Source organism: Arthrobacter sp. Soil736 (assembly GCF_001428005.1).
Taxonomy (GTDB): domain Bacteria; phylum Actinomycetota; class Actinomycetes; order Actinomycetales; family Micrococcaceae; genus Arthrobacter.
On sequence record NZ_LMSB01000001.1, the window covers coordinates 24387 to 50981 of the forward strand.

At 67.0% G+C, this 26595-nt stretch carries 26 protein-coding genes and 2 pseudogenes; 16 read left to right on the forward strand and 12 right to left on the reverse strand.

The window, feature by feature from the left end; translation table 11 throughout:
* Nucleotides 1–13: 13 nt before the first annotated feature.
* The 5 genes from aceB to ASG92_RS00115 all read left to right on the forward strand — a co-directional run bounded on the left by aceB (nucleotide 14) and on the right by ASG92_RS00115 (nucleotide 5446).
* A complete protein-coding gene (gene aceB / locus ASG92_RS00095; RefSeq protein WP_056622706.1) occupies nucleotides 14–1612 on the forward strand; it encodes a malate synthase A in 1599 nt (532 codons plus the stop codon).
* Between the two features lie 3 nt (nucleotides 1613–1615).
* Entirely contained in the window at nucleotides 1616–2935 is a 1320-nt protein-coding gene (locus tag ASG92_RS00100; RefSeq protein WP_056622708.1) for a hypothetical protein, read from the forward strand.
* Nucleotides 2932–3744 carry a bifunctional allantoicase/(S)-ureidoglycine aminohydrolase gene (locus ASG92_RS00105; protein ID WP_056622709.1) on the forward strand — a complete coding sequence of 271 codons (813 nt, stop codon included), beginning with the start codon at nucleotides 2932–2934 and terminating at the stop codon, nucleotides 3742–3744. Before ASG92_RS00100 ends, ASG92_RS00105 begins: the two co-directional genes overlap by 4 nt.
* 131 nt (nucleotides 3745–3875) lie before the next feature.
* On the forward strand, nucleotides 3876–5033 hold the full coding sequence (locus tag ASG92_RS00110) for a serine hydrolase domain-containing protein (RefSeq protein WP_056622712.1): 1158 nt from the start codon (nucleotides 3876–3878) through the stop codon (nucleotides 5031–5033).
* Nucleotides 5034–5089: 56 nt separating this feature from the next.
* The gene (locus ASG92_RS00115) at nucleotides 5090–5446 is read left to right on the forward strand and encodes a VOC family protein (RefSeq protein WP_056622715.1); all 357 of its coding nucleotides are present in this window, start codon (nucleotides 5090–5092) and stop codon (nucleotides 5444–5446) included.
* Here the strand turns inward: ASG92_RS00115 and ASG92_RS00120 are convergent.
* From ASG92_RS00120 to ASG92_RS00130, 3 genes and pseudogenes are all read right to left on the reverse strand, one after another.
* Nucleotides 5443–6127 (reverse strand): annotated as a pseudogene (locus ASG92_RS00120) (HAD family hydrolase). The gene ASG92_RS00115 and the pseudogene ASG92_RS00120 overlap by 4 nt on opposite strands.
* Nucleotides 6128–6154: 27 nt before the next feature.
* On the reverse strand, nucleotides 6155–6451 hold the full coding sequence (locus ASG92_RS00125; protein ID WP_056622716.1) for a hypothetical protein: 297 nt from the start codon (nucleotides 6449–6451) through the stop codon (nucleotides 6155–6157).
* A 102-nt stretch (nucleotides 6452–6553) separates the two neighbouring features.
* Nucleotides 6554–8359, reverse strand: coding sequence for a glycoside hydrolase family 15 protein (locus tag ASG92_RS00130; protein WP_056622718.1), 1806 nt, complete (start codon nucleotides 8357–8359; stop codon nucleotides 6554–6556).
* A gap of 148 nt (nucleotides 8360–8507) precedes the next feature.
* On the opposite strand from ASG92_RS00130, the gene ASG92_RS00135 reads away from it, so the two are divergent.
* The 3 genes from ASG92_RS00135 to ASG92_RS00145 all read left to right on the forward strand — a co-directional run bounded on the left by ASG92_RS00135 (nucleotide 8508) and on the right by ASG92_RS00145 (nucleotide 10672).
* Nucleotides 8508–8774, forward strand: coding sequence for a hypothetical protein (locus tag ASG92_RS00135; protein ID WP_056622720.1), 267 nt, complete (start codon nucleotides 8508–8510; stop codon nucleotides 8772–8774).
* Nucleotides 8775–8789: 15 nt separating this feature from the next.
* Entirely contained in the window at nucleotides 8790–9521 is a 732-nt protein-coding gene (locus ASG92_RS00140; protein WP_056622722.1) for a DUF72 domain-containing protein, read from the forward strand.
* Between the two features lie 92 nt (nucleotides 9522–9613).
* Nucleotides 9614–10672 carry a phosphatase domain-containing protein gene (locus ASG92_RS00145; protein ID WP_056622725.1) on the forward strand — a complete coding sequence of 353 codons (1059 nt, stop codon included), beginning with the start codon at nucleotides 9614–9616 and terminating at the stop codon, nucleotides 10670–10672.
* Between the two features lie 55 nt (nucleotides 10673–10727).
* On the opposite strand, the gene ASG92_RS00150 is transcribed toward ASG92_RS00145, so the two are convergent.
* The gene (locus tag ASG92_RS00150; RefSeq protein WP_056622727.1) at nucleotides 10728–12302 is read right to left on the reverse strand and encodes a GH1 family beta-glucosidase; all 1575 of its coding nucleotides are present in this window, start codon (nucleotides 12300–12302) and stop codon (nucleotides 10728–10730) included.
* A 254-nt stretch (nucleotides 12303–12556) separates the two neighbouring features.
* Between ASG92_RS00150 and ASG92_RS00155 the strand changes: the two genes are divergently transcribed.
* The gene (locus ASG92_RS00155) at nucleotides 12557–13984 is read left to right on the forward strand and encodes an ATP-binding protein (RefSeq protein WP_056622730.1); all 1428 of its coding nucleotides are present in this window, start codon (nucleotides 12557–12559) and stop codon (nucleotides 13982–13984) included.
* 90 nt (nucleotides 13985–14074) lie between these two features.
* Here ASG92_RS00155 and ASG92_RS00160 read toward each other — a convergent pair whose 3' ends face one another.
* Both ASG92_RS00160 and ASG92_RS00165 read right to left on the reverse strand, forming a co-directional pair.
* Complete coding sequence (locus tag ASG92_RS00160; RefSeq protein WP_056622731.1) at nucleotides 14075–14425, reverse strand: J domain-containing protein; 351 nt, start codon at nucleotides 14423–14425, stop codon at nucleotides 14075–14077.
* A 100-nt stretch (nucleotides 14426–14525) separates the two neighbouring features.
* Complete coding sequence (locus ASG92_RS00165) at nucleotides 14526–14948, reverse strand: Hsp20 family protein (RefSeq protein WP_056623800.1); 423 nt, start codon at nucleotides 14946–14948, stop codon at nucleotides 14526–14528.
* A 140-nt stretch (nucleotides 14949–15088) separates the two neighbouring features.
* Here ASG92_RS00165 and ASG92_RS00170 point away from each other — a divergent pair, with 140 nt between their 5' ends.
* Entirely contained in the window at nucleotides 15089–15400 is a 312-nt protein-coding gene (locus ASG92_RS00170; protein WP_056622732.1) for a MerR family transcriptional regulator, read from the forward strand.
* A 37-nt stretch (nucleotides 15401–15437) separates the two neighbouring features.
* Here ASG92_RS00170 and ASG92_RS00175 read toward each other — a convergent pair whose 3' ends face one another.
* A complete protein-coding gene (locus ASG92_RS00175; RefSeq protein ID WP_056622733.1) occupies nucleotides 15438–15743 on the reverse strand; it encodes an MmcQ/YjbR family DNA-binding protein in 306 nt (101 codons plus the stop codon).
* 61 nt (nucleotides 15744–15804) lie between these two features.
* A complete protein-coding gene (locus tag ASG92_RS00180; RefSeq protein ID WP_056622736.1) occupies nucleotides 15805–16581 on the reverse strand; it encodes a phosphatase PAP2 family protein in 777 nt (258 codons plus the stop codon).
* A gap of 322 nt (nucleotides 16582–16903) precedes the next feature.
* On the opposite strand from ASG92_RS00180, the gene ASG92_RS00185 reads away from it, so the two are divergent.
* The 6 genes and pseudogenes from ASG92_RS00185 (at nucleotide 16904) to ASG92_RS00210 (ending at nucleotide 22355) form a co-directional block, all read left to right on the forward strand.
* Nucleotides 16904–17101 carry a hypothetical protein gene (locus ASG92_RS00185; RefSeq protein WP_056622739.1) on the forward strand — a complete coding sequence of 66 codons (198 nt, stop codon included), beginning with the start codon at nucleotides 16904–16906 and terminating at the stop codon, nucleotides 17099–17101.
* Nucleotides 17102–17130: 29 nt separating this feature from the next.
* Nucleotides 17131–17679, forward strand: a pseudogene (locus tag ASG92_RS00190) (alkaline phosphatase D family protein); the annotation flags it as partial.
* A gap of 268 nt (nucleotides 17680–17947) precedes the next feature.
* The gene (gene chvE, locus ASG92_RS00195) at nucleotides 17948–19072 is read left to right on the forward strand and encodes a multiple monosaccharide ABC transporter substrate-binding protein (protein ID WP_056622740.1); all 1125 of its coding nucleotides are present in this window, start codon (nucleotides 17948–17950) and stop codon (nucleotides 19070–19072) included.
* Between the two features lie 99 nt (nucleotides 19073–19171).
* Nucleotides 19172–20701, forward strand: a complete 1530-nt coding sequence (gene mmsA / locus ASG92_RS00200) for a multiple monosaccharide ABC transporter ATP-binding protein (protein ID WP_056622742.1) — start codon at nucleotides 19172–19174, stop codon at nucleotides 20699–20701.
* A gap of 5 nt (nucleotides 20702–20706) precedes the next feature.
* Entirely contained in the window at nucleotides 20707–22047 is a 1341-nt protein-coding gene (gene mmsB / locus ASG92_RS00205) for a multiple monosaccharide ABC transporter permease (protein ID WP_056622744.1), read from the forward strand.
* Between the two features lie 110 nt (nucleotides 22048–22157).
* Complete coding sequence (locus ASG92_RS00210; RefSeq protein ID WP_056622747.1) at nucleotides 22158–22355, forward strand: hypothetical protein; 198 nt, start codon at nucleotides 22158–22160, stop codon at nucleotides 22353–22355.
* 64 nt (nucleotides 22356–22419) lie between these two features.
* Here the strand turns inward: ASG92_RS00210 and manD are convergent, their stop codons facing one another.
* The 4 genes from manD to dgoD are packed head-to-tail and all read right to left on the reverse strand — an operon-like array spanning nucleotide 22420 to nucleotide 26594.
* On the reverse strand, nucleotides 22420–23649 hold the full coding sequence (gene manD / locus ASG92_RS00215; RefSeq protein WP_056622750.1) for a D-mannonate dehydratase ManD: 1230 nt from the start codon (nucleotides 23647–23649) through the stop codon (nucleotides 22420–22422).
* Between the two features lie 58 nt (nucleotides 23650–23707).
* A complete protein-coding gene (locus tag ASG92_RS00220) occupies nucleotides 23708–24736 on the reverse strand; it encodes a sugar kinase (RefSeq protein ID WP_240986940.1) in 1029 nt (342 codons plus the stop codon).
* Nucleotides 24733–25437: a bifunctional 4-hydroxy-2-oxoglutarate aldolase/2-dehydro-3-deoxy-phosphogluconate aldolase gene (locus tag ASG92_RS00225; RefSeq protein WP_240986941.1), complete on the reverse strand. Its 705-nt coding sequence runs from the start codon at nucleotides 25435–25437 to the stop codon at nucleotides 24733–24735. Before ASG92_RS00225 ends, ASG92_RS00220 begins: the two co-directional genes overlap by 4 nt.
* An 8-nt stretch (nucleotides 25438–25445) precedes the next feature.
* Entirely contained in the window at nucleotides 25446–26594 is a 1149-nt protein-coding gene (dgoD, locus tag ASG92_RS00230) for a galactonate dehydratase (RefSeq protein WP_056622752.1), read from the reverse strand.
* Between the last annotated feature and the right edge of the window lies 1 nt (nucleotide 26595).

The following is a 26595-nucleotide window of genomic DNA, read 5'->3' on the forward strand; positions in this document are numbered from 1 at the left end:
GAAAGGACCCACAATGGCTATCACAGTCACAAACCCCCGGCCGATCGAGCGTGCGGAGGAGATCCTCACCCCCAAGGCGCTGGCCTTCGTGGAGGAACTCCACAAGCGCTTCGCCGGCACCCGGTCGGACCTCCTGAAGGCCCGGGCCGCCAAGCGCGAGCACGTGGCCAGGACCGGCAGCCTCGATTTCCTGCCGGACACCCAGGACGTGCGCGACGGCGACTGGAAGGTCGCGCCCGCGCCGGCGGCCCTGCAGGACCGCCGGGTTGAGATGACGGGCCCCGCCTCCCCGGCGAAGATGGCCATCAACGCGCTGAACTCCGGCGCCAAGGTGTGGCTCGCGGACCTCGAGGACGCGAGCACCCCCACGTGGGCCAACGTCATCGACGCCATCCTGAACCTCCGTGACGCCGCAACGGGAACCCTGAGCTACACCTCCCCCGAGGGCAAGGAATACCGGCTCCGCACCGACGCCCCGCTCGCCGTCGTGGTGGCCCGCCCCCGCGGCTGGCACATGGAGGAACGGCACCTGCTGATCGACGGCGCACCCGCCATCGGTGCCCTGGTGGACTTCGGCCTGCACTTCTACCACATCGCCAAGCAGCTGGTCCTCAACGGCCACGGCCCGTACTACTACCTGCCCAAGATGGAAAGCCACCTCGAGGCCCGCCTCTGGAACGAGGTGTTCGTGTTCGCGCAGGACTTCCTGGGCCTCCACCAGGGCACCATCCGCGCCACCGTGCTGATCGAGACCATCCCGGCCGCCTTCGAGATGGACGAGATCCTCTACGAACTCCGCGACCACGCCTCCGGCCTGAACGCCGGCCGCTGGGACTACCTCTTCAGCATCATCAAGTACTTCCGCGACGCCGGCGCCAGCTTCGTGCTGCCGGACCGTGCCACGGTGGCCATGACCGCGCCCTTCATGCGCGCCTACACCGAACTGCTGGTCAAGACCTGCCACCACCGCGGCGCCTTCGCGATGGGCGGGATGGCCGCCGTCATCCCGAACCGGCGCGAACCCGAAGTCACGGCCCAGGCCTTCGAAAAGGTCCGCGCGGACAAGACCCGCGAGGCGAACGACGGCTTCGACGGCTCCTGGGTGGCGCACCCGGACCTCGTCCCGGTCTGCCAGGAAGTGTTCGACTCGGTGCTCGGGGACCGTCCCAACCAGCTGGACAAGCAGCGCCCGGAAGTTTCGGTGACCGCGGGCCAGCTGCTGGACATCGCCTCGGCCGACGGCCAGGTCACGGAAGCGGGCCTGCGCCTGAACCTGTACGTCGCCGTCGCCTACACGGCCGTGTGGATCTCGGGCAACGGTGCGGTGGCCATCCACAACCTGATGGAGGACGCCGCCACGGCCGAGATCTCCCGCTCGCAGGTGTGGCAGCAGATCCGCAACCAGGTGGTCCTGGCCGACACCGGCAACACGGTGACGCGCGAACTGGTCACGAAGATCCTGGCCGAGGAAACCGGGAAGCTGCGCGGCGAGGTGGGCGAGGAAGCCTTCGAACGCTACTACCAGCCCGCCAGCAGCCTGATCGCAGACATCTGCCTTTCCGAGGACTACACGGACTTCCTCACCACCCCGGCCTACGAACTGGTGGGCTGAGGCATGGCGGTACCCGAACCATCACTCAGCGCCGCTGACCTCGCCCGGATCGACGCCCAGCTGGCGGTCACCGACCGCCTGCTGGAGCAGAACTACCCCGGCGACGACGGCTCCCGCCAGCCCGTCCACACCGTCTACGTCCCCGCGGACCGGTTCACGCCGTCGCTCGCCGCCGACTGGGGCGCCCAGGCGCTGGCGACGGCGGACGCCCACGGCGGCCTGGCCCGCCTCGGGCACCTGCTGGGCCAGGACGCCGACCTCGCCGAGGCTGTGGCGTCACGGGTCCAGGCGAAGCTGGAAAGCGAACCGATCGAGGACCTGCGCCTGGACTTCGAGGACGGGTTCGGGGACAGGGGCGACGACGCCGAGGACGCCGCCGCTGTTGCCGCGGCTTCCGCCGTGGCCGCCTCTGTTGCGGCCGGCACAGCGCCCCCGTTCATCGGCATCCGCTTCAAGTGCTTTGAGGCGGCCACCCGGGCACGCGGCCTGCGCACGCTGGACCTGTTCGTCTCCGGCCTGGCCGCAGCGGGCGAGCTTCCGGCGGGCCTGATCCTCACCCTGCCCAAGGTCACCACCGTGGCGCAGGTGCAGGCCATGGATTTTGCGGTCTCCCGGCTCGAGGAAGTCCATTCGCTCCCCGCAGGCCGGCTGCGTTTTGAGGTGCAGGTGGAAACACCGCAGCTGATCCTCGGCCCCGAGGGCAACTCCCCCGTGGCGCAGCTCCCCCATGCTGTTCCCGGCCGGATCAGCGGGCTGCACTACGGGACGTACGACTACTCGGCGTCGCTGCAGATCTCGGCCGAGTACCAGTCCATGGAGCATCCCGTGGCGGACTTCGCCAAGGAAGTCATGCAGCTTGCCGTGGCAGGCACCGGCATCCGGCTCTCTGACGGCTCCACCAACATCATCCCCGTGGGCGACAACGTGGAAAACGCGTGGCGCCTGCACGGCCGGCTGGTGCGGCGTTCCCTTGAACGCGGTTACTACCAGGGCTGGGACCTGCACCCGGCCCAGCTGCCCAGCAGGTTCGCGGCCACGTACGCGTTCTACCGCCAAGGGCTGCCCGCCGCGGCGGCACGGCTGCGCAACTACGTGGAACGCACCGAGGGCGGGGTCATGGATGAGCCCGCCACCGCACGCGCCCTGGCCGCATTCGTGCTGCGCGGCGTCCAGTGCGGCGCCGTGGGCGCCGAAGACGTCGAGGCGCTTGCCGGCGTCGGAATCCCCCAGCTCACCGGCCTTGCCCACCCGCGGCTTGCCCAGTCCTCCCTGGCCGAATCCGGCCCTTCCCGCACCTCCAACTCCCAAGGAGCCCAATCATGAGCAACTATTTCTACCCCGAAGGCGGCCTGCCGCCGCAGACGCAGCTCCTCACCGACCGCGCCGTGGTCAAGGAGGCCTACACGGTCATCCCCAAGGGCGTGCTGCGGGACATCGTCACGTCCAATCTTCCCGGCTGGACCAACACCCGCGCCTGGATCATCGCCCGACCCATCGCCGGCTTCGCCACCACCTTCTCCCAGCTCATCGTTGAGGTGGCACCCGGCGGCGGATCCCGGAAACCCGAAGCGGAGGCCGGCGTCGAAGGCGTCATCTTCCTCACCAAGGGCAAACTGGACCTGAGCCTGGACGGCGAAATCCATCACCTCGAAGAAGGCGGCTACGCCTACCTCGCCGCCGGTGCCGACTGGTCCGTCAAGAACGACTCCGATGGCATCGCCAGCTTCCAGTGGGTCCGCAAGGCCTACGAACCGCTCGAGGGGTACACCGCCAAGTCCTTCGTGACCCGGGACCAGGACGTGGAGCCGCGCCCCATGCCCGGCACCAACGGCGCCTGGGCCACCACCCGGTTCGTGGACCCGGACGACCTCGCGCACGACATGCACGTCAACATCGTGACGTTCCAGCCCGGCGCCTCGATCCCCTTCGCGGAAACCCACGTCATGGAGCACGGGTTGTTCGTCCTCGAGGGCAAGGCCGTCTACCGGCTGAACGATGACTGGGTGGAGGTGGAGGCCGGGGACTTCATGTGGCTCCGCGCGTTCTGCCCGCAGGCCTGCTACGCCGGCGGCCCGGGCAACTTCCGCTACCTGCTGTACAAAGACGTCAACCGCCAGATCCGCCTGACCTGACCTGCCTGGCTCTCAACGCCGACGCCGGGATCGCCGGAAGCCTGCCACATCGCCGCAGGCTTCCGGCGATTCGCTCGTTTCCGGCGAACTCGGTGCGGCGTTTCCGGCGGCTTGGCGCGTATCCTGATGCCATGCCAGGGCGCCGGGTTCCGGGCTCCATCCTGCGGTGCGTTGCAGCCGCGGCTGCAGCAGTGCTGGCCGTTGCCCTTGGCGGCTGCACTCCGGCACCCAAGCCGCCCGACCAGCAGACACCGCCCAGCTGGATCTTCGCCGACCTGCTCGATTTCAGTCAAACTATGCGGGAGGAGGGCGCCCCGGCCGTCCTCGTCCAGGCAAAGAACAACGGTGTGGAGTGGACTCAAGCCGAGGGTGTCCGGACCCTCGAGGGGCGGCAGCCGGTGCAGCTTGACGATCCTGTCCACATGGGCGGGCTCACGACGTCCATGATCGCCGTTTCCGTGCTGAAGCTCGCGGAGGAAGGCCGCCTCACACTCGACGGCACGTTGGACGAATACCTTCCGGAATTCAGCCGCATCCTGAAGGAGCCGGAACCGATTACTGTGCGCAGGCTGCTGAACGAGGAGTCGGGCATCCCGGACTACGGCGACGAGCTCTGGACGTCCGGCCCGCTCCGGCAGGTCTTCAACACGCCCCTGTCCCTGCGGGATCGGCTGGCGCTCGCCGCCCGCCTGCCCTGGGAGTACAAACTCGCCCAGCCCTTCGAGCCTTCCGGATCGAACTTCGTTGCCCTCGCCATGCTCATAGAACGGCTCAGGGGACATCCATTCGCCGAAGTTCTGCGGTCAGACATCATCGCACCGCTGGGACTCACAGGCACCTTCATGACCGCCGGCGGACCCCCGAAAGAGGATCTCCTCCACGGCTACATCACCGTCGAGGACAAACGGTTCGATGTCGCCTATCCCCGCGTGTACATCGATGCCCCGGGCGGCATGGTTTCCACGGTCCGGGACGCCAACACCTACTATGCTGCACTCCTGCGGGGAAAGCTCCTGAAGCAGTCCACCCTTGCACAGATGAAAGAAGCGGTGTACTCCGACTTCAAACTCGGGATGACTCGCTGGAACGACACCTGCACCAACGACTTCTACTACGGCAACATCGGCGACGTGCAGGGCTACGGGATGGTCTCGATGACCAGCGCCGACGGAAAGCGGCAGATCTCCATGGCGATGACCTTTCCGCCGTCGCCGTTCGTGGCCTTTCTCCACCCGCTGGTCCCGGAGATGGCCGATCTGGCCCAGCAATTGCTGAACGACTGGTGCTAGGGCCGGCCCAGCCGCCGACCCTTGCATCGGGACTGGACGCGCGGAAGCATGAAGGCATGCTGACGATCGGAACAACTGTCCTCGGAGTCAACGACGTCGCCCGCGCCACCGCATTCTGGTGTGATGCCCTGGGTTACGTCCCCCGGGAGGACGGCGACGAAACGTGGGTGGTGCTGGTCCCGCAACGAGGCGAGGGCGCCCGGCTCGCCCTCATGCTCAGTGAGACGCCCGTGCAGGCACACCCGCGCATCCATCTGGACCTCTATGCCGATGACCAGCCCGGCGAAGTGGAACGGCTCGTGGAGCTCGGAGCTTCCCGCGTGGACTGGGACAGCTACCCGGATGACCCCGATTTCGTTGTCCTGGAAGACCCTGACGGAAACCGCTTCTGCGTGGTGGACGCCGGGGCCTAGCGTCCCAGCAGCCTTCCGATCGCGCTGTCCCTGAGGCTGTCCAGCAGCTCGCCGGGACCCTCATAGACGTCGACGGCGCCGGCCTCGCGGAGTTCAGCCTCGCTCGTGCCGCCGCAGGTGACCCCGATGGTGGGGATGCCGAGCTTATTGGCCGCAAGCACGTCCCACACAGCATCTCCCACGTAGACAACGTCGGCAGCGGCGAGCCCCAGCGCGCGGAGCGCCGCCTCCAATATGTCCGGCTCGGGCTTGCTTTCCTTTGCATCGTTGGCGCTCGTCGCCGCATGGATGAAGGAATCGGCGGCGAGGGTGGAGCGGAGGGCCTTGAGGTCCTCATCCTTCGCGGAGGAGGCCAGAGCCACGGCCAGTCCACTCTCATAGCACTGGGCCAGCAGGTCCCGGGCTCCGCCGAACGCGCGAAGGGACGGCCAGTACGTGCCGAATATCCCGGAGTGGGCCGACAGGACAGTGTCGTCGCGGGGCCTTGTCGCGCTCGTCCGGCAGCAGGTGGTCCACCAGCCGCGGGCCGCCCATTCCCACGCAGCGGTGGATCCGCGCCATGGGCACGTCGAAGCCGGCCTGGCGGAAGGCCTGCCACCAGGCAATCGTGTGGATGTAGGAGGAATCGACGAGGGTCCCGTCCACGTCGAACAGGACGCCCTTGCTGTACCGGCCTTTCACCTTGTGGTTCGGCACCCCTCCCCGGCCTCAGTGCCCGGCCGGCGAGCGCGGATGCGTCAGCAGGGCGGGCGTGCGGGTTGCGCCCGCCGTTGCCGCCTTCCGTGCGGGTTTGGTGCTGTGGACTGCAGGCCGCTTTACCGCATCTTTGCAGTGATCGCGGACCAGTCCCATGCCGGCAATCTCACGGGCACGCGCCACGCCGGCCACAGCTGCGCTCTTGGTGGGAAAGGTGACAGAGACCGCCATCAGCGCCCCCGATCCGTCGAGCAACCGGATCCTGTAGCCTCCGTCGGGAGCGTCCACCAATTCGAAATATCCAGCCATCGCGCTTTCTCCTTCTTCGCCACTCGCCTATTCACCGTTCGGCGAGGTATTAGTAAGTATACTTACGGACGCTTCGAAATTAAGAGCCAAAATGAGGCAGCCTCAGGCCCTGCCTGCCCTGGATGCCAGGGGCCTGTCACTCCGCCCGGTCCGCTGCTGATGAAGTTCCAGGGCACTCGTCACGAGCGCGAAGTGGCTGAATGCCTGCGGCGTGTTTCCCAGGTGCCGCGCACTCTGGACACCCCATTCCTCACTCAGCAGGCCGACGTCGTTGCGGAGCGCCAGCAGCCGCTCGAAGAGCTCGGTGGCCTGCCGCCGGCGGCCGGCACCGAGCAGCGCTTCCACGAGCCAGAACGAACAGGCAAGGAAGACGCCTTCGTCACCGGGCAGGCCGTCGTCGCTTTCCTGGGGCCGGTACCGGAGCACGAACCCGTCCTCGGTGAGCTCCCGCTGGATGGTGTCGATCGTACCGATCACGCGGGGATCATCCGGCGGCAGGAAACCCACGCGCGGAATGAGCAGCAGGCTGGCATCCAGCTCGGGGCGGTCATAGGACTGGGTGAAGGTGTTCCGTTCCGCGTCGTAGCCGTGCGCCATCACGTCGTCGCGGATCGTGTCCCGCAGGGCTTCCCAGCGGTCGGCGGGTCCGGGAAGGCCTGAATCCCTGACGCCCCGGACCATCCTGTCCGCCGCAACCCAGGCCATGATCTTCGAATGGGTGAAGTGGCGCCGCGGCCCGCGCATTTCCCACAGCCCGTTGTCCGGCTGGTCCCACGCGCCTTCCAGGTACTCCATCAGCGCCACCTGGACATCCCATGCTTCGTCCGTGTGCTTCAGCAGGGAGTTGCGCGTCAGTGACAGGCAGTCCAGCACCTCCCCCCAGACATCGAGCTGCAGCTGGCCCGCGGCGCCGTTGCCGATGCGCACCGGCGCCGAGCCCTCGTACCCCGCCAGCCAGGGGATCTCCATCTCGGGAAGACGCCGTTCGCCGTGGATGCCGTACATGATCTGCAGGTCCGCCGGATCCCCCGCAACGGCGCGCAGCAGCCAGTCCCGCCAGGCGGCGGCCTCTGCCGTGTAGCCGGCGGCAAGCAATGCCTGCAGCGTCAGGGTCGCGTCGCGGAGCCAACAGAAGCGGTAATCCCAGTTCCGCGGGCCGCCCAGCTGCTCCGGGAGCGACGTGGTCACGGCCGCCACAATGCCCCCGGTGGGAGCGTAGGTGAGGGCCTTGAGCGTGATCAGTGACCGCTCCACTGCGTCCTTGTAGGGGCCGGTCACCTTGCTCTGCCCGGCCCATACCCGCCAGAATTTCTCGGTGGATTCCAGGACGCTCTCGGCGTCCACGGACCGGGGCCGGTGGACGTGGCTCGGCGCCCAGGTCAGCACGAACGGCACCCGTTCGCCGGCCTTCACGGTGAACTCGCTGACGGTCTGCATGTGCTGGCCCCGAAGCGGCGCCTCCGTCACGAGGTAGGCGGAATCCGGCCCGGCGATGGCATGAAGTCCGTGGCTGTCGCGGCGCACCCACGGCATGATGTGGCCATAGTCGAAACGAAGGGCCAGCTGGCCCTTCATCCTGACTTTGCCATGCAGGCCCACCACGATCCTCACGATGTCCGCCACTTCGTCACGCGGTGGCATGAAGTCGATGACCCGCACGGCTCCGTCTTCGGTCTCCCAGTCGGTTTCCAGGATCAGCGTGTGCCGGCGGTAACGGCGGCGGGTACATTCGCCGCCGCCCTCGGGGGCCAGGATCCACCGGCCCGACTCGGGGGTGTCAAGGAGCGCATTGAAGCACGCCGGGGAATCGAAGCGTGGCAGGCAAAGCCAGTCTATGGAGCCTTCAGTGCTGATCAGGGCCGCAGTGTGCAGGTCGCCCACCATCGCGTAATCCTCGATGCGTACCATGCCCTTACAGTGCCACAGCTGACCCCGCGGCACGAGGGGAAGCCGGGTGTAGCCTGAGGTGAGGTAAAGCAGTTGCCGTCGGAAGCTGACTTTTGTCCCCGCCAGGCCGTCCTTGGCGAATGAGCAGGGCAGAAATGTGGAGCCAACTTTGGATAGTCACCTCAACGAAACCGACGTGACGGAGTACGCCCAGGACCTCCTGCTCGAGACCCGGGACGTCGGGGATTTCCTGAATGAACTGGCACGCTACTCCGCCGATAACCTTTCCGGACCGCATGGCCAGGTGCATTGCGGCATCACACTCCTGCGGCACCGTTCCGCGGCCACCGTGGCCAGCAGCAGCGAACGTGCCCTGGTTCTTGACGAGCTCCAGTACCAGTTCGGAGACGGACCCTGGCTACCGTCCATGGACTGAGAGCGGGGGGCACGGGTGACGGTGTACATCGGCACGTCCGGCTGGAGCTATGACCACTGGGAAAGCGTGCTGTACCCGCCGGGGCTTCCCGCGCGGGACAGGCTGCAGCACTATGTGGCGCGGTTCAGGACCGTGGAGCTCAATGCGAGTTTCTACCGCTGGCCGCGGGACACCTCCTTCGCGAGCTGGCGGCGCCGGCTGCCTGACGGATTCGCGCTGTCCGTCAAGGCACCCCGCGGCCTGACCCATGGCAAGAAGCTCTACGGCCCGGAGGTGTGGATCGAGCGGATCACGCGCTGCTGGCATGAGCTTGGCGACAAGCGCGCCGTGCTGCTGGTCCAGCTGCCGCCGGATCTCGGGCGCGACGACGCCCGCCTTGACTACTTCCTGGCCGCCGTGCCGGAGTGGATCCGGGTCGCGGTGGAGTTCCGGCACCCCAGCTGGGACCACCCCGACGTGTACAGCCTGCTGGAGCGGCACCAGGCCGCGTACTGCGTCATGAGCGGCGCCAATCTGCCCTGCATCCTGCGCGCCACCGCCCCTTTCGTTTACGTCAGGCTGCACGGCCCGGACCACCAGCACCTGTACGGCGGATCGTACTCGGATGAGGAGCTCGGCTGGTGGGCTGACAGGATCCGCGAGTGGCGCGGCACCGGCAAGGATGTGTACGCCTATTTCAACAACGACGGCGGCGGTAACGCCGTGCGGAACGCGGAGACTCTGCGGTGGCTGCTGGGAGACGGCTGACGGGGCTGGCGCCCCCGCCGCCCGCCCGGGGACTGAAGGTAACAGAGCAGGACTGCGACCCGCCGGACCCTGGCCTGTGGCAGAGTGAAGGAATGGACACGGCGTCACACCAAACATCCCTGTCAGGCAAGCGCGTCTTCCGCCTGGCCCACCGGCTCTCGGACGCGGTCAATACCGCGCGCCTGAAACTTGCACGGCGCTGGAAGTTTGAACCCAAAACCATTGCGTACCAGGGCTACGGCTCTACGGAGTGGGTCCGCGTCCTCGGCAGGGTGGTGCTGGCCAGCAAACCGGTGCCGGGCAGCCGCGCCGAGCACGCCGCCAAGAACGGCAATGAAAACGTCCGCGGCTGGCGCGCGTTTACCAGCGTGCCCATCCCGCGGTCCGAGGTGGAGATTGAGATCGGCGGGACGGTCACGAAAGTCACGGCTGACCGGGGCGGGCTGATTGACATTGATGTCCGGGTGACCCTCGAGCCGGGCTGGCACACGGCCGTCCTGCGTTCGGTCGGCACCGAACCGGCCGAAGCCCGCATCTTTGTCATTGGCCCCGAAACCAACTTCGGGATCGTGTCCGACATCGACGACACTGTCATGGTCACGGCGTTGCCGCGGCCCTTCCTGGCCCTGTGGAACACGTTCGTGCTCAGCGAGCGCGCCAGGATGGCCACCCCGGGAATGGCTGTGCTGCTGGACCGGCTGACGGTGGAGCACCCTGACGCGCCGGTGATCTACCTTTCCACCGGCCCCTGGAACGCGGCGCCCACCCTCGGCCGGTTCCTCAGCCGCAACATGTACCCGTCCGGCGCCCTGCTGCTGACCGATTGGGGGCTCACGCAGGACCGCTGGTTCCGCAGCGGCCAGGACCACAAACTCGGGAACCTTCAGCGCCTCGCCGCCGAATTTCCGCACATGCGCTGGCTCCTGGTCGGCGACAACGGACAGCACGACGAGGAGATCTACTCGGAGTTCGCCCGGGAGCATGCTGACAAGGTGGCGGCCATCGCCATCCGGCAACTGTCCGTGAGTGAGTCAGTCCTCGCCGGCGGGCATTCGGAGGACGGAGACCACAGCGCTTCATCGGTGCCGTGGATCTACTCCCCCGACGGCGCCGGCATCGCCCGGCAGCTCAAGGAGCTTCAGCTGATCTGACCGGCGCTGACCCGGCCGGCGTTGATCCGGCGGACGCCTCTCTGACCCGCGCCGGTCAGCGCTCCAGCGGCTGCGCGCCGCCGTCGGACACTCCGCCATCCGCACCACCCGGATCCGCCGCGACGTAGGCAGACGGAACCGCGTCCGGCACTGCGGCCGCGGCGACGGCGGCTTCCGCCGAGGCCACAAGCTTCCGTTCTTCGAGGAGTTCCTGGAACCAGTAGTAGGACGCCTTCGGCGTCCGCTCCAGGGTCTCGAAGTCCACGTGCACCAGCCCGAACGGCTGCTTGTAGCCGCCGGACCACTCGAAGTTGTCCATCAGGGACCATACGTAATAGCCGCGAAGATCGACCCCTGCCGCCACGCCGCCCGGAGCCGTGGCCTCAAGCGCAGCGCCCAGATGGTCCGACAGGTAGCGCAGGCGCCGCTCGTCCGGGATGAACCTGCGGTTGGCCGATTTGTCCGTGACGATGATGTCCTCGAAGCTCGCGCCGCCTTCGGTAATGATGACGGGCGGAAGATTGCGATAGCGGTCCCGCATTTCCTTGAGTGCGACCGCCATGTACTTTGGCTTCACCGGCCAGCCGTAGGCCGTGGTATCCGTGTCCGGCCAGGGCTCAATGTGCAGCGGGGCGACGGGCGCGGCGGCGCTGAGAACGTCCCCAATGGCCTCCGCCATGGCCGCGGGCACCGGGCTGTCGCCGGCGCCGGCCGCCACCCGCGTGGGCATGTAATAGTTGAGCCCGTAGAAATCCAGCGGCTGGGAAATGATGGCCATGTCCTCGTCCGGATGCTCAAAAGACGAAAAGAACTTTCCGACGCGGACGAGGTCCGGGTACTTTCCCGTCAGGACCGGATCCGCGTAAAGGCGGTTTTGGGCCACATCCATAGCCCCCGCGCTCATCCAATCCAGCGGGTTGCCGGAATGCGGCACCATGGGTGAGTAGACGTTGGTCATGCCGATTTCGCCCGGCACCTTGGCCGCCCGGAGCGCCTGGAGCGCGAGCCCGTGGCCCAGCAACTGGTGATGGACGGTGGGCAGCCCGTTCGCGAACTCCGCTTTGCCCGGCGAATGCAGGCCGAGCGCATAGCCGTTGGTGGTGACCGTTGCGGGCTCGTTGATGGTCACCCAGCGGGCAACCCTGTCCCCGTAAGCGGCTGCGGCGATGGATGCGAACTCCCCCAGCCGGTAGGCCGTATCCCTGTTCAGCCATCCGCCGGCCTCGTCCAGGGGCAAGGGCGTGTCCCAGTGGTAGAGCGTCACCATCGGGGAGATCCCGTTGGCCAGGAGCTCGTCCAGCAAGCGGTCATAGAAGTCCATCCCTGCGCGGTTCACCGGTCCGCTGCCGCCGGGCTGGATCCGCGGCCAGGAGAGGGAGAACCTATAGGAATCGATGCCCAGTTCCTTCATGAGGGCAACGTCCTCGGGCATCCGGTGGTAGTGGTCGCACGACACCGCGGGGCTATGGCCGTCCACGATCGCACCGGGCCTGGCAGCAAAGACATCCCAGCCTGCCGGTCCGCGGCCGTCCTCGTCGAGCGCGCCTTCGATCTGGAAAGCGGCCGTGGCCACTCCGAGCGTGAAGGACGCTGGAATCGTGGCGGCCAACTCTTTGGCGGACGTGTGCATGGCTGGGACCTCTATGGTGTTGTCGGGACGGCTGCGTGCATGGCGGTTTGCTGAATGTGCGGCTTGCTGAATCTACGGTTTGCTGAATGTACCCTGTCCGGACGTCAGGCCTTCTCCTTCGATGGCTTCGTGGATTGCGGTACCTTCCAGAATGGCACAGGCGGTGCTGGCTGACGAGGTCTTCCTGCTCCGGCGGACGGGCGCGCGCAGGGGGATCCGCAGGCTTCGGCTGATGGCACTGGTAGGGTCTGCGCATGGATGAAAATTTGGGGAAGTTCATCGACAATTTTGCCCGGCTGGTGGAACTCGCGCAGTCCGGTCAGCACCGGGTCCGGGCCGGAACCCAGCTGCTGACGACGCTCACGGACCATCTGGGGACACCCGCCGAATCACTGTCCGTTGTGGTGGAGGAGATTCCGCCGCACCGGTTCGTGGATGCGGACATCCTGATGGCCGAACTTGCCGGCGCGGATGAGGGCTTCCAGCTCGTGGGCGTCGGCGGCGGGGACCAGCGCCACCACCAGTCATTGAGCGACATGCTGCAGCAATCCCAGTTCTTCCCCCAGTTCCCGCTGTCCCAGCCCGATTACACCAACCTCGCCGTGGGGCCGGATGAGCAGCGGCAGGCGGTGGCGCTCGGGCTGTGGCTCTTCAGGCACGGAGGCAGACCGGTCGCCGTGCTGCAGCGGGACGCCAACCCCCGGTACGGACGGCAATCCGCGTCCCTTGAAGTCCTGGCAGGCGACACCACGAACGCCGCAGGCTTCCTGTCCGAGTTCCGCAGGCAGATGCAGCACCGCAGTGTCCTGAAGGGCCAGGTCATTTCCCTCGTCATGGGCGAGTACGGTCCCAGCGCCGCCGGGGTAACGTTCCATGCCCGGCCGGCCCTGGCCGCCTCTGATGTCATCCTGCCGGACGGTCTGCTGCAAAAGGTGTCGGACCATGCCCTCGGCATCGCCGAGCACCGTGAGTCGCTCAGCGAATACGGGCAGCACCTCAAGCGGGGCATCCTGCTCTACGGCAAGCCGGGCACGGGAAAGACGCATACCGTGCGGTATTTGTTGAGCCAGAGTGAGGGCGCCACCGCCATCCTCCTGTCCGGCGGATCACTGGCCAGAATCTCGGAAGCCGCCACCATGGCCAGGGCACTGCAGCCCTCCATCGTGGTCCTTGAGGACTGCGACCTGATCGCCGAGGACCGGAGCTTCGGGCACGGACCGCAGCCGCTGCTGTTCGAGGTGCTGGACGCCATGGACGGCCTGGACAGCGACGCCGACGTTGCGTTCGTCCTCACCACGAACCGCGTGGACATGCTTGAGCGCGCCCTGGCACAGCGTCCCGGCCGAGTGGACCTTGCCGTGGAGATCCCCCTTCCGGCCCCGTCAGAGCGCACCGAGCTGGTGAAACTGTATGCCCGCGGAATCCCCTTCAGTCCTGCTGCAGTACAGGATGCCGCCGAGCGCACCGAAGGCACCACGGCATCGTTTGCCCGCGAACTTGTGCGCCGCGCCGTGGTGGCCGCGGCGTTGGAGGGCGTGCCCGTCGCCGACGGACACCTGGGCCAGGCGGTGGACGGGCTGATGGCCGACGGCGAGGCCCTCACCCGGAGCCTCCTTGGCAGTGGCCCCGGCGACGGCGACGGCTTCGGCGGGCCGGGCTTCGGCGGGCCGGGCTTCGGCTGACCTGGCTTCGGCGGGCCGGGCCCCTTCCACCCCGGGGCGCAATGACGCGGTGCACATGGCGCGGAGCACAGTGACAGGGGACGCAGGGTTTCAGGCCCAGGGACCGCTCTCCGACCGGACCGGGGTGACCCGCAGTGGCGGATCCGGGTGCCGGACGAGCCGGACGGGGACGTTCCGCGGATCGCCGGTATTCCGGCCGGCAGCATGGGCGTCGGCGGCGGAACGGGCGCTTTCCTGGTCATAGGCTCTACGGCGTTCCGGGTCCCGAAGAACGAAGAAGGCCTGCATGATGCGCTGCAGCTCGGCCGGCACGGCTTCCCCGCTGCCCAGGTCAGGGTGATGCGTGCGCATCAGGAAACGGTAGGCGCGGGCGATCTCCTGCTGCGTGGCACTGCGGGGAACGTGCAACACCGCGTAGTGATCCGGAAGGGTGCTGGACATGAGGGTCCCCTGCTGGAGAGTTTGGGTGCGGCTTCCGGTTCCGCCCGAAGCCCGGAGGCCGGAAAGCGGAGACCGGAAGCCACTCCCATAGCGACGACGGCTATTTTCCGATCTCGTGTTGCTGGCCCTTGCTCTCAATCGCGATCTTGCGGGGCTTGGCCTGTTCGGCAACCGGGATCCGGAGCGTCAGCACTCCGAAATCATAGGTGGCCTTGATGTTCTCAGTGTCGAGCGTGTCGCCCAGAATCAGCTGGCGGCTGAAGACTCCGCGCGGCCGCTCGGCAACCACCAGCTCAACGTTGGGCTGCGTGGGGTCGCGACGCTCGGCCCTGACTGTCAGGACGTTCCTTTCAACGTTGAGGTCCACGGTGTCGGGCGAGACGCCGGGCAGGTCAAAGGCGACGACAAACTCGCCGTCTTCCTGCCACGCGTCCATGGGCATGGCAGCCGGACGTGCCGCGGTTCCGAAGACCTGCTGGGTGAGCCGGTCCAGCTCACGGAACGGGTCGGTACGGATTAACATCATTTCCCACTCCTTCAGCATGTAGGTGTTCATGGCAACCCACTCCCAGATCTATGGTAGTGGATATAGATTTTTTATAGCACTGGTGACAAACTTGGTGCAAGAGACTATTTCGAAAATTTTCCAGACCGGGGGAAACGGTGGCAGATCAAGTCGGCGGCCGGGGGCTGTACGCCATTTCCGTGGTGGCGGAACTCCTCGGTACCGGCCAGCAAAACATCCGGCTGTACGAGCGCCGCGGCCTGCTCACGCCGGAGCGGACCTCAGGCGGAACCAGGCAGTACAGCGAGTCGGACCTGGCGGTCCTGCGCCGGATCGGGGAGCTCCTGGACGAAGGGCTCAACCTGGCGGGCGTGGCAAGGGTGCTCGAGCTCGAGGTGGACAACGCCAGGCTCCGCCGCGAGCTGGAACGGGCCCGCTCCCGAAGTTCGCGGCGGCCCGGCGGCGTCTGAGCTCCCCCGGCGCCGTACCGCCGCGCCGCACTGCCGCTCAGCTCCGTCCGCCAGCAAGCAGGAAGGACTCCTCCAGCAGCTCGGCGAGTTCGTCGCCGTCGAGCCTTGAAAGCCGGACGAGCACCAACTGCGGCGACCTCTCGTGGTGCGGCGTCCAGAAGTATGCCTCCGGATCCGTGCCCGCGAGCGCCTCGCGCTCCCCGGTTTTGACGGTCAGCACGCCCTCTTCCCAGATCCGGGCCATCAGTGTCTTTGCGAACCAGGCCGGTTGGCCCCAGCTGGGACGTTCCGTGACGCCCGGCAGCGAGAGGCAGATGCGGCGGACGTCGGCTTCAGTGGCCATGCCCTACTGTGGCACCGTGCGCCGGCCACGGCAATCTTCGCCGGACACCCGTGTGCCGTCCTCAGTCCGAGGGGGAATCGGCCTTGGACAGCTCGCCAGTGATGGCTTCACCCCGAACCCGGGCGGTACGCCACGTATCCACGGCGATGACGGCGCCCACCACCACAAGGGACAGCGCCACGGAGGCAACGGCGTCGCTCACCCAGTGGTAGCCCAGGTAGAGCCGGCTGACCGCTGCCAGGAACACGCCAATAATGGCGACGGCAAATGCGACGACGACCGACCTGGACTTGCGCCGGGAAAACACCAGGAACGTGGTCACCAGCAGGAAATCCGAGGCACCCAGGACATGGCCGGAAGGGAAGGAAAAGGTGTGGTCGGCCCCGAAGAGCATGAGATCCACAGGCGGGCGGTCACGCCCAACGGAATGGCCGATGAGCTGCGCCAGCCCCACGCCCGTGACCATCGCGGCGGCCAGCAAAATGGGCCGCCAGGCGTGCTTGGCCAGGATCCCCCATGCGACGGTGACAACCAGGACGATGATAGGCAGCGCAACGGGCCCGAATATGACCGCAAGGACAATCATGACGACGGTCAGTGCATCGGAGCGCAGCGTCAGCAGCCATCTTCGCGCTGACTCGTCGGCGCTCGCCAATCCATCCTGCTGAAGGACGCCGACCAGAGACACGACGAAGATGGCGGCGCCCACCAGGATCAGGACCACCGCGGTCGCGTAGAGCGCTTTTCTCGCTCCGGGGTCCATATAGCGTTCCTCGACCACGAACTTGTCGTGGAACGTCCGCCACCAGCCCGCCTTGCCCGCTGATTCTTCTGCCATTGGAAGCCTTGCCTGTGCGCCGAGGGGAAACCGTTCTCTGATGAAGAATATCCCCGTTGCGGAAACGCCGGGCGGGAAAACGGCGTATCCGGCGGCGCCTTACGGATGCACCGCAGCGCTGTTACCGTGCAGTACCCAGCCACTGCAAGGTCCCAGAAGACACCCCCGTGGACACCACCGAGCCGAGCTGACGCTGCCGGATCCGGGGCCCGGATCAGGGCGCCGCGTCCTGGATCCGGCCCCGCATCCGGGCCCTGTCCCACAGCAGGGCCCCGGTGGATAATGGACTCACACTGGTGGCGACGCAGCTACGGAGGATGCCATGAGGATCGTCGGAACGCTATTGATCATCTGGCTCCTCATCGGGGCCTTCGCTGCATTCCAGCGCGGTTACTTCGGCGGTTCGCCTGCCTCGTGCGCCGAGGCCGGCACCGTGGCGGTGACCATCGCCGCCGGGCCGCTGAACTACATGGGCGCCAACCCGAAGATCGCCTGCGAAGTCCCGCAGCCCTCGAAGTAGCCGGACCGCACGTTTGCGTTCACCCTCTGCGCACCATCACCGGCGCGGAACAGGAGCAGTGGCTGCTGGATGGGTTCCGGAAATCCCGGGCCCGCTGGGACGTCCTGGGCCAGCAGGTGTTCTTCGCCGAACGCGACCGCAACGCGGCCGCGGACATCGACGACATGTCCATGGACAGCTGGGACGGCTACGCCGCTTCCCGCCGCCGGATCACCCCGGGCTGGGTGGACGCGAAGGTTCGCAACGCCGTCGTGCTTACCGGTGACGTCCACCGCAACTGGGCCAACAACGTCAAGGTGGATTACAAGAACCCGGATGCGCCCGTGGTGGGATCGGAACTGGTGTGCACTTCCGTCACCTCAACGGGCAACGGAACAGGCTCGGTCACGGACCCGACTATGGCTTGGAACGATCACCTGAAGTTCTTCAACGACCAGCGCGGGTACGTCCGGACCACCATTACCAAGGACTCGATGCAGGCCGACTTCCGGGTCCTGGACTACGTGGTGGCCCCCGGTTCGCCGGTGAGCACCAAGGCCTCCTTCCAGATCCACGACGGCGTCCCCGGACTGCAGTAGCGCGGCTCACCGCTTCAGCCGCCGGCGGGGTGCCGGCCGGTTTCGGCCGGCAGCCCGCTTTCCAACAGGCCCCTTCCGCCGCAGCGCTGAGCGCGGTGCCGGGCGTCAGCGCATGTGAATTGACTCACAATCAGGGAGTAGGCTATTCTCGTGTTGTTAGCGCTCACAACGTGAGTCGCAACGCCAACTGCCGGTCCCGTCGGAAGGCGCAGATGCCCTTCGACCCAGCACCAATTCGCGGCACGAGTCAGCCGCGGAAGGAGAACAAGTGCGTATCAAGAAACTCCTGGGCGCCTTTGCGGTCGTCCTCGCCGTCACCGTGGGGGCAACCGGCTGCGGCAGCCGGCCCGGTGCCGCCGCCCCGTCCGGCAGCGCAGATGCTGCCGGCGCCCTGGTGGGCATCTCCATGCCCACCCAGACCTCGGAACGGTGGATCGCCGACGGCAAGAACGTCTCCGAGTCCGTCGCCAAGCTCGGCTACAAGGCGGACCTTCAGTACGCCAACGACGACATCCCCACACAGGTCTCGCAGATTGAAAACATGCTCACCAAGGGCGCGAAGGCACTGATCATCGCGGCCATCGACGGCACCACCCTGACGGACGTCCTGGCCAAGGCCAAGGAACAGAACGTCAAGGTCATCGCCTACGACCGCCTGATCAACGGCACGCCGAATGTCGACTTCTACACCACCTTCGACAACTACACGGTGGGCGTCCAGCAGGCGACCTCCCTCCTGACCGGACTGGGCCTCATGGACTCCAGCGGCAAGAAGGTGGACGGCAAGGGCCCGTTCAACGTGGAACTCTTCGCCGGCAGCCCGGACGACAACAACGCGAACTTCTTCTGGACCGGCGCCATGGACACCCTCAAGCCGTTCATGGACGCCGGCACCATCAAGGTGCCCAGCGGCCAGACCAAGTTCGAGCAGGCAGCCATCCTCCGGTGGCAGGCACCCGTCGCGCAGAAGCGCATGGAGGACATCCTCACCGCCGCCTACAGCTCAGGCAAGAAGCTCGACGGCGTGCTGTCGCCGTACGACGGGCTGTCCATCGGCATCATTTCAGCGCTGACCAGCACCGGCGGCTACTCCAAGGGCAGCCTGCCGGTCGTGACCGGCCAGGACGCGGAGAAGGGTTCGGTGAAGTCCATCATCGCCGGGGAACAGTACTCCACCATCTTCAAGGACACCCGCAAGCTGGGCGAACAGGCAGTGAAGATGGTTGACGCCGTCCTCAAGGGCCAGCAGCCCGAAACCAACGACACCGAGACCTACAACAACAAGGTCAAGGTGGTTCCCTCCTTCCTGCTGAAGTCCGTGATCATCACCAAGGACAACTACAAGCCGGAACTCGTCGACTCCGGTTACTACACGGAGGCCGACATCAAGTAGCCGCCGTGGCGGGTGCGGCCGGGCGTCGTCCTGGCCGCACCCTCCCGGGGGCCCTGCATCAGCAGGAGTCCGGCTCCAACCAATCTGCGGGAATTGAACATGAACGTACCCATTCTTCAAATGCGGGGAATCACCAAGACCTTCCCCGGTGTGAAAGCCCTCCAGGACGTCACCCTGGACGTGAACCGCGGCGAGGTCCACGCCATCTGCGGTGAAAACGGGGCAGGGAAGTCCACCCTCATGAAAGTGCTGTCGGGCGTGTACCCGCACAACACGTTTGACGGCGACATCCTCTTTGAAAACGAGCCGTGTGACTTTTCCACCATCAGCGACAGCGAAAAGCGCGGCATCGTCATCATCCATCAGGAACTGGCGCTGAGCCCGTACCTGTCCATCGCGGAGAACATCTTCCTCGGCAACGAACTGGCCTCCCGCGGCTGGGTGGACTGGCGCAAGACCAACCTTGAGGCCGCCAAGTTGCTGGCCCGGGTCGGGCTCAGCGAAAACCCGGTGACACCGATCCAGCACATCAGCGTCGGAAAGCAGCAGCTGGTCGAGATCGCGAAGGCGCTCTCCAAGGAAGTAAAGCTGCTCATCCTGGACGAGCCCACGGCCGCGCTGAATGACGAGGACTCGGGGCACCTGCTGGACCTCATCCTGCACCTGAAGGGCCAGGGCGTCACCAGCATCATCATCAGCCACAAGCTCAACGAGATCCGGAAGGTGGCGGACGCCGTCACCATCATCCGGGACGGCAGGACGATCGAGACCCTCCGGCTTGACCAGGGGCAGATCACCCAGGAGCGCATCATCCGCGGCATGGTGGGCCGCGACCTCGAAAGCCTCTACCCGGAGCGCACGCCCAGCATCGGCGAAGAGGTCCTCCGGATCGAGGACTGGACGGTGCAGCACCCCCAGGACCACACCCGCACCGTGGTTCACAACGCCAGCCTCAATGTCCGCAAGGGCGAGGTCGTCGGGCTCGCCGGCCTGATGGGAGCCGGCCGGACCGAGCTGGCCATGAGCGTCTTCGGCCGGACGTACGGCCGCGCCGTGTCCGGGAAAGTGTTCAAGCACGGGCAGGAAATCAACACCTCCACCGTGTCGGAGGCAATCCGCCACGGGCTCGCCTACGCAACGGAGGACCGCAAGCACTACGGCCTGAACCTCATCGAGGACATCAAGCGCAACGTCTCGATGGCTGCCCTCCGAAAGCTGGCCAAGCGCGGGTGGGTGGACAGGAACGAAGAGACCATCGTGGCCAACCGGTACCGGACCAGCATGAACATCAAGGCCCCCTCGGTTGCGGCCATCACGGGAAAGCTGTCCGGCGGCAACCAGCAGAAGGTGGTCCTGAGCAAGTGGATGTTTTCGGACCCGGACGTGCTGATCCTCGATGAACCGACCCGCGGCATCGATGTGGGCGCCAAGTTCGAGATCTACACGATCATCGCGGAACTGGCCGCCGAGGGTAAGGCCGTCATCGTGATCTCCTCCGAGCTCCCCGAACTCCTGGGCATCTGCGACAGGATCTACACGCTGTCCGCGGGGCACATCACCGGCGAAGTGCCTATCGCAGAAGCCACCCAGGAATCACTTATGCACTACATGACCCAAGAGAAGGAATAGCGAATATGTCCGCCCTACGAGAATCCCTGGGCTTCCTGACAAGCCGCCTCCGCCAGGTTGGCATCTTCGTCGCCCTGATCCTGATCGTCCTGCTCTTCCAGGTCCTGACAGACGGGATCCTGCTGCAGCCGCAGAACGTCACCAACCTGGTGGTCCAGAACAGCTACATCCTGATCCTGGCCATCGGCATGGTGATGGTCATCATTGCCGGCCACATCGACCTCTCCGTCGGCTCCATTGCGGGCTTCATCGGGGCCGTATCGGGCGTGATGATCGTCCACTGGGGCTGGGCCTGGTGGATCGCCATCCCGGCCTGCCTGCTGGTGGGCGCGCTCGTCGGGGCCTGGCAGGGCTACTGGATTGCCTACGTGGGCATCCCCGCGTTCATCGTGACACTGGCGGGCATGCTCATCTTCCGGGGCCTGACGCTGATCACGCTCAAGAACCAGCAGATCACCCCGTTCCCGGACGAACTCCGGGCCCTGGGCGGCGGCTTCCTCCCGGACATCTCCGGCGGCACCTCGGTGCTGGAGTGGCTGACGGTCATCCTCGGCGTCGGAGGCACCGCCGCGATCCTGTTCCAGTCCATCAAGGAACGCCGCGTGCGCCGGAAGTTCAACCTCGAAAACGAGCCCATGGCCTGGTTCGCCACCAAGACCGCCTTCATCGCCGTGCTCATGCTGACCATCACGTTCCTCCTCGCCAGCTACCGCGGCACCCCCATTGTGCTGATCGTCCTCGCCGTCCTGGTGATCGCCTACTCGGCGCTGATGAGCAACAGCATCTTCGGCCGGCACACCTACGCAATCGGCGGCAACCTCCACGCGGCCGAGCTCTCCGGCATCAAGACCAAAGCCGTGACGTTCCGGCTGTTCGTGAACATGGGCGTGCTCGCCGCGCTGGCGGGACTCGTGTTCACGGCGCGCCTGAACTCGGCCCAGCCGGCGGGCGGCACGGGCTTCGAACTGGACTCCATTGCCGCGGCCTTCATCGGCGGCGCCGCAGTCCAGGGCGGGATCGGCACGGTGGCCGGTGCCATGATCGGCGGCCTCATCATGGGCGTGCTCAACAACGGCATGTCCATCCTGGGCCTGGGCACCGACTACCAGCAGCTCATCAAGGGCCTGGTGCTCCTGCTCGCAGTGGGCTTCGACATCTTCAACAAGAACCGCAGCGGCGGCGGATCGACCATCGCCAAACGGTTCAAGTGGAAGACGGCCCCGTCGGACAGTGCCGAGGAGCCCCGGCCGGCAGCCAAGACGCCCGCGGCCGTTGCCGCCGTCGCCAGTCCTGCGGGCGCCGAGCCCGTGGGCGCACAGCCTGTGGGCGCCGTCGAAAACCACTGATCCGCCCGCCCCGGCCCAACTGGGTAGCAGCACGCGCCGTTCTCAGCCCTCAGAACAGCGTGTGCTGCTACTCAGTTGGGCAGGCATGGCACCGTACGGAAGGAATGCGCATGTCCCACGCCAGCGACGACTGGAACATGTTGGTCGGACGGACCGTTGAGCTGCGGCGCGACGGCCTGCACGTCCGCACTGCCGAGGTGGAGGACGCGTCCTGGGATTCGTCGGTCATGTGGCTCCGCTTCGACGGCAACCACGGCCGGCAGCTGATCGCGAAGACCGACGGCTTCGAGGTGCGGATTCTGCCCTGAGCCGGTTCAGGACACCGGCCGGCTCAGGGCTTAATCCGGTTCAGTGCTTACCGGCGCAGCCCCGTCACCAGTCGTGGACCGTTCCGTCGACGAGGCGGTTGTAGGGCAGGTAGGCCTGCTGGTACGGGTAGGTGGCGGCGGCCGCCTCGTTGAATTCGACGCCGATGCCCGGCTTGTCGCCCGGGTGCAGGTAGCCGTCCACGAACGTCATGGACTGTTCGAACACCGTGTTGGTGGCGTCGGAATGCTGCATGTATTCCTGGATGCCGTAGTTATGGATCGCCAGGCCCACGTGCAGCTGCGCCGCGAAGCCCACCGGGGAGATGTCGGTCGGGCCGTGGAAGCCGGACTTGATCTGGTACTGCGCGGCAAAATCCATCACCTTCTTCAGCGGGGAGATCCCGCCGAAGTGGGTGGACGCGGCCCGGACATAGTCGATCAGCTGTTCCTTGATGATGCTCTGGTAGTCGTACACGGTGTTGAAAATCTCCCCGATCGCCAGCGGGGTGGTGGTGTGCTGGCGGACCAGGCGCAGCGCCTCCTGGTTCTCCGCCGGGGTGCAGTCCTCGAGCCAGAACAGGTCATACGGCTCCAGCGCCTTGCCCAGCTTCGCGGCCTGGATCGGCGTCATCCGGTGGTGCCCGTCGTGCAGCAGCGGCAGCTCCGGGCCGAACTCGTTCCGCACCGCCTCGAACACGGTGGGCAGGTGGCGCAGGTACGCGCGGGTGTCCCAGTCCTCCTCCACCGGGAACGCGCCCCGCCCGGCCGGCTCGTAGTCGTAGCGTTCGCCCGAGGCCTGGGCCTGCGCGGCCACCCCGTAGACGGCCTTGATCCCCGGCACCGCGGTCTGGATCCGGACGGACTTGTAGCCGAGCTCCAGGTGCTCCCGGACCGAATCAAACAGCGACGGGATGTCCGCACCCGAGGCATGCCCGTAGGCCCGCAAACCGTTCCGCGACGCCCCGCCGAGCAGCTGGTACACCGGCATGTTCGCCAGCTTGCCCTTGATGTCCCACAGCGCCATGTCCACCGCCGCGATCGCGGCCATCGTCACCGGACCCCGCCGCCAGTACGAGGACCGGTACAGGAACTGCCAGGTGTCCTCGATCCGGTGCGGGTCCTTCCCGATCAGCAGCTGCGCCACGTGCTCCTTCAGGTACGCCGCCACCGCGAGCTCACGCCCGTTCAACGTCGCATCACCGATGCCGGTCACCCCGTCCTCGGTGGTAATCCGCAACGTCACGAAGTTACGGGAAGGGCTCGTCACGAACACTTCCGCGGCAATGATTTTCACAACAGGTCCAGGCTTTCTCTAAGTCGACAATGAACGTTTCGGCCGCCAGGCCGTCAGGCTAGCGCTGGGTGCTTCCGGCAACGTGGTTGCCCAGCAGCGCGAGTTCCCCGGTGCGCGGGAGGCCTTCCCAGTCACCGGCCGTGCTGACGGCGAAGGCTCCCGCCAGGGCTCCGCGCTGCAGCCGCCCGGCCACGTCTTCGCCGTCGAGCAGCGCCGAGAGGTAGCCGGCGGTGAAGGCATCCCCGGCGCCGACGGTATCGATGCTGGTCACCGGCACGGCCGGCACTTCCCACTGGCCGTCGGCGGTGTAGGCGCCGGCACCGGCGGCACCGCGCTTGACCACCACCTCCCGCACGCCCTGTTCCAGCAGCCGCTTCGCGAGGAGGGCTTCGGCGGCGTCGGAAAGGCCCGCTGCCGGATCCTCACCCGGACCCGCACCGGGATCCAAAATCAGTTCCGCGCCGGGATCCGAAGTCGGAGGCGCCACGAGGTCCAGTTCATCCTCCGAGGCGATCACGATCGTGGCGTGCCGGGCGATCGGGGCGAGGGCGGCGCGTGCCTCGTCCCGTGACCAGAGCTTGGCCCGGTAGTTGACGTCCAGCGAAACCAGGATGCCTTCCCCTGCGGCGCGTTCGGCGGCGTACTCCACTGCGCGCCGCGCCTCAGGGCCGAGGGCGGCGGTGATTCCGGTCAGGTGGAGCACCCTGGCGCCGTCCCGCAGCGCGGCATCCACGTCGGGGATGCTGAGCGTGGACCCGGCCGATCCCGAGCGGTAATAGTAAGCGCGGCTGACATCTGCGGTCCGCTGCTCCAGGAACATCACCCCGGTGCTGCGCGCAGCATCTTCGCGGTGATGCAGTCCGATGCCTTCGGAGCGCAGCTGGCGCAGGATGAACTGGCCGTGCGGGTCGCTTCCCACCACGCCTGCCCACGACACTCCGTGGCCGAGGCGTGCCACACCGACTGCAACGTTGGATTCGGCACCGGCCACGTGCATCGACAGGCTGCCGCCGGCGGACAGCGGGCCGCCCGATCTCAGCGACACCATGGATTCGCCCAGGGTCAGGAGGTCGACGGCGGCCGTCACCGGGAGCCCGCCTCAGCGGTCCGGCGGCCGAAATCGGCGGCCAGGCCAACGAAGCTCCGGGCACGCTCCCGCACCGGGGCCAGGTCCCCGCCCGAGCCGGCGTCGCCGAACAGCGGCCCGCCCAGTCCGACGGCGATTGCGCCGGCTTCCCAGTATCCCGCCGCTTCGTCGAGCCCCACCCCGCCTACCGCGATGAACGGGATGTCCGGAAACGGGTCACGGAGCGCCTTGAGGTAGCGCGGCCCGCCGATGGAAGCGGGGAAGAGCTTGACCGCCGTGGCACCGCGGCCCATTGCCTCGTAGGCCTCGGTGGGCGTCAGCGCCCCGGCCAGGACCGGAATGCCCCGCCGCGCCGACGCGTCAATGGACTCCGCCAGCGCCGGCGTCACCATGAACTGGCCGCCGGCGTCAGCGACGCGCTCCACGTCCTGCACGGTCAGGACGGTCCCCGCCCCGACGAAGCAGCCGGCGGGTGCCGCCGCCCGCACATCGCGGATTGCCTCCAGGGCGCCGGGCGTGGTCAGGGCAATTTCAACGAACCGGAAGCCCTCCTCCATCGCGGCGAGGGCCGCCTTCGCGGCAGCCGCACCCTCCGTGCCCCGCACGATCGCGACCAGCCGGGTGTCCCGGATTCCATCGAGCAACAACTCGGGGGTCATGCTGTCCTCCATCGTGGACTTCTCCATTCCGTGCTTGGCCATGCTGCCGCTCACCACTCGGCGAAAGCGCCGTCGGGGTGCCGCCACACGGGCCCGCGCCACGCGTGTCCCTGCTTGTCCGCCGCCCGGACGACCGCCTCGTCGATCTCGATGCCCAGGCCGGGCCCGGTCAGCCGCTCGATGTGCCCGTCCACGAATTTCAGCGGCGACTTGTCCACCACATAGTCGAGTACTTCCGCGCCCTGGTTGTAGTGGATGCCGATGCTCTGCTCCTGGATCAGGAAGTTAGGCGTCGCGAAGCCCACCTGCAGGCAGGCGGCCAGGGCCAGCGGGCCGAGCGGGCAGTGCGGCGCCAGCTGGACCTCGTACACCTCGGCGAGGGAAGCTATCTTGCGGACCTCGGTGATGCCGCCGGCGTGCGAGAGGTCCGGCTGCGCCACCGCGATTCCGGCCTGCAGCGCGGGCAGGAACTCCTGCCGGCTGTAAAGCCGCTCCCCGGTGGACACCGGCGTGGTCGTGGATGAGGTGAATTCGCGCAGCAGGTGGGTGTTCTCCGGAACCACCGGTTCCTCGAGGAAGAACGGCCGGTACGGCTCAAGGAGCGGCGCCACGCGGCGCGCGTTGGCGAGGCTGAAGCGGCCGTGGAAGTCTACCGCCACGTCCCGGTGGTCCCCCAGGACTTCCCGGGCGGCGGCCACCCGGCGGACCACGCCGTCGAGCTCTGCCACCGAGGCCACCGGGCTCATCCGGCCGCTGGCGTTCATCTTGACCGCGGTGAGTCCGACCTCCAGCTGGGCGCTGATCTGGTCGGCCACTTCGTTGGGCTCGTCGCCGCCCACCCAGCCGTACATTCGGATGCGGTCGCGGACCGGGCCGCCCAGCAACTGGTGGACCGGGGCATTGAAGTGCTTGCCGGCGATGTCCCACAGCGCCTGGTCCAGCCCGGACACGGCGCTGGCCAGGATGGGGCCGCCGCGGTAGAAGGAGCCCTTGGTCATGACCTGCCAGTGGTCCTCGATCCGGAGGGCGTCCTGGCCGATCAGCAGCTCGGAGAGCTGGTCGACGGCGGTCCGGACCGTTTCGCTGCGGCCCTCGCAGCTTGCCTCTCCCCAGCCGACAATCCCGCTGTCCGTCTCGATGCGGACGAACAGCCAGCGCGGCGGGACCAGGAAGGTTTCTATTCTGCTGATGCGCGTCACG

Excerpts from the sequence above, each read along its gene's own strand:
- ASG92_RS00175 (WP_056622733.1), bottom strand. The coding sequence starts at position 15,743 with ATGGCCACTGAAGCCGACGTCCGCCGCATCTGCCTCTCGCTGCCGGGC.
- mmsB (WP_056622744.1), top strand. The coding sequence starts at position 20,707 with ATGTCCGCCCTACGAGAATCCCTGGGCTTCCTGACAAGCCGCCTCCGC.
- ASG92_RS00105 (WP_056622709.1), top strand. The coding sequence starts at position 2,932 with ATGAGCAACTATTTCTACCCCGAAGGCGGCCTGCCGCCGCAGACGCAG.
- ASG92_RS00115 (WP_056622715.1), top strand. The coding sequence starts at position 5,090 with ATGCTGACGATCGGAACAACTGTCCTCGGAGTCAACGACGTCGCCCGC.
- aceB (WP_056622706.1), top strand. The coding sequence starts at position 14 with ATGGCTATCACAGTCACAAACCCCCGGCCGATCGAGCGTGCGGAGGAG.
- ASG92_RS00180 (WP_056622736.1), bottom strand. The coding sequence starts at position 16,581 with ATGGCAGAAGAATCAGCGGGCAAGGCGGGCTGGTGGCGGACGTTCCAC.
- ASG92_RS00125 (WP_056622716.1), bottom strand. The coding sequence starts at position 6,451 with ATGGCTGGATATTTCGAATTGGTGGACGCTCCCGACGGAGGCTACAGG.
- ASG92_RS00185 (WP_056622739.1), top strand. The coding sequence starts at position 16,904 with ATGAGGATCGTCGGAACGCTATTGATCATCTGGCTCCTCATCGGGGCC.
- ASG92_RS00225 (WP_240986941.1), bottom strand. The coding sequence starts at position 25,437 with ATGGCCAAGCACGGAATGGAGAAGTCCACGATGGAGGACAGCATGACC.
- ASG92_RS00150 (WP_056622727.1), bottom strand. The coding sequence starts at position 12,302 with ATGCACACGTCCGCCAAAGAGTTGGCCGCCACGATTCCAGCGTCCTTC.
- mmsA (WP_056622742.1), top strand. The coding sequence starts at position 19,172 with ATGAACGTACCCATTCTTCAAATGCGGGGAATCACCAAGACCTTCCCC.
- ASG92_RS00130 (WP_056622718.1), bottom strand. The coding sequence starts at position 8,359 with ATGGTACGCATCGAGGATTACGCGATGGTGGGCGACCTGCACACTGCG.
- ASG92_RS00110 (WP_056622712.1), top strand. The coding sequence starts at position 3,876 with ATGCCAGGGCGCCGGGTTCCGGGCTCCATCCTGCGGTGCGTTGCAGCC.
- ASG92_RS00165 (WP_056623800.1), bottom strand. The coding sequence starts at position 14,948 with ATGTTAATCCGTACCGACCCGTTCCGTGAGCTGGACCGGCTCACCCAG.
- ASG92_RS00210 (WP_056622747.1), top strand. The coding sequence starts at position 22,158 with ATGTCCCACGCCAGCGACGACTGGAACATGTTGGTCGGACGGACCGTT.
- ASG92_RS00145 (WP_056622725.1), top strand. The coding sequence starts at position 9,614 with ATGGACACGGCGTCACACCAAACATCCCTGTCAGGCAAGCGCGTCTTC.
- ASG92_RS00155 (WP_056622730.1), top strand. The coding sequence starts at position 12,557 with ATGGATGAAAATTTGGGGAAGTTCATCGACAATTTTGCCCGGCTGGTG.
- ASG92_RS00160 (WP_056622731.1), bottom strand. The coding sequence starts at position 14,425 with ATGTCCAGCACCCTTCCGGATCACTACGCGGTGTTGCACGTTCCCCGC.
- ASG92_RS00100 (WP_056622708.1), top strand. The coding sequence starts at position 1,616 with ATGGCGGTACCCGAACCATCACTCAGCGCCGCTGACCTCGCCCGGATC.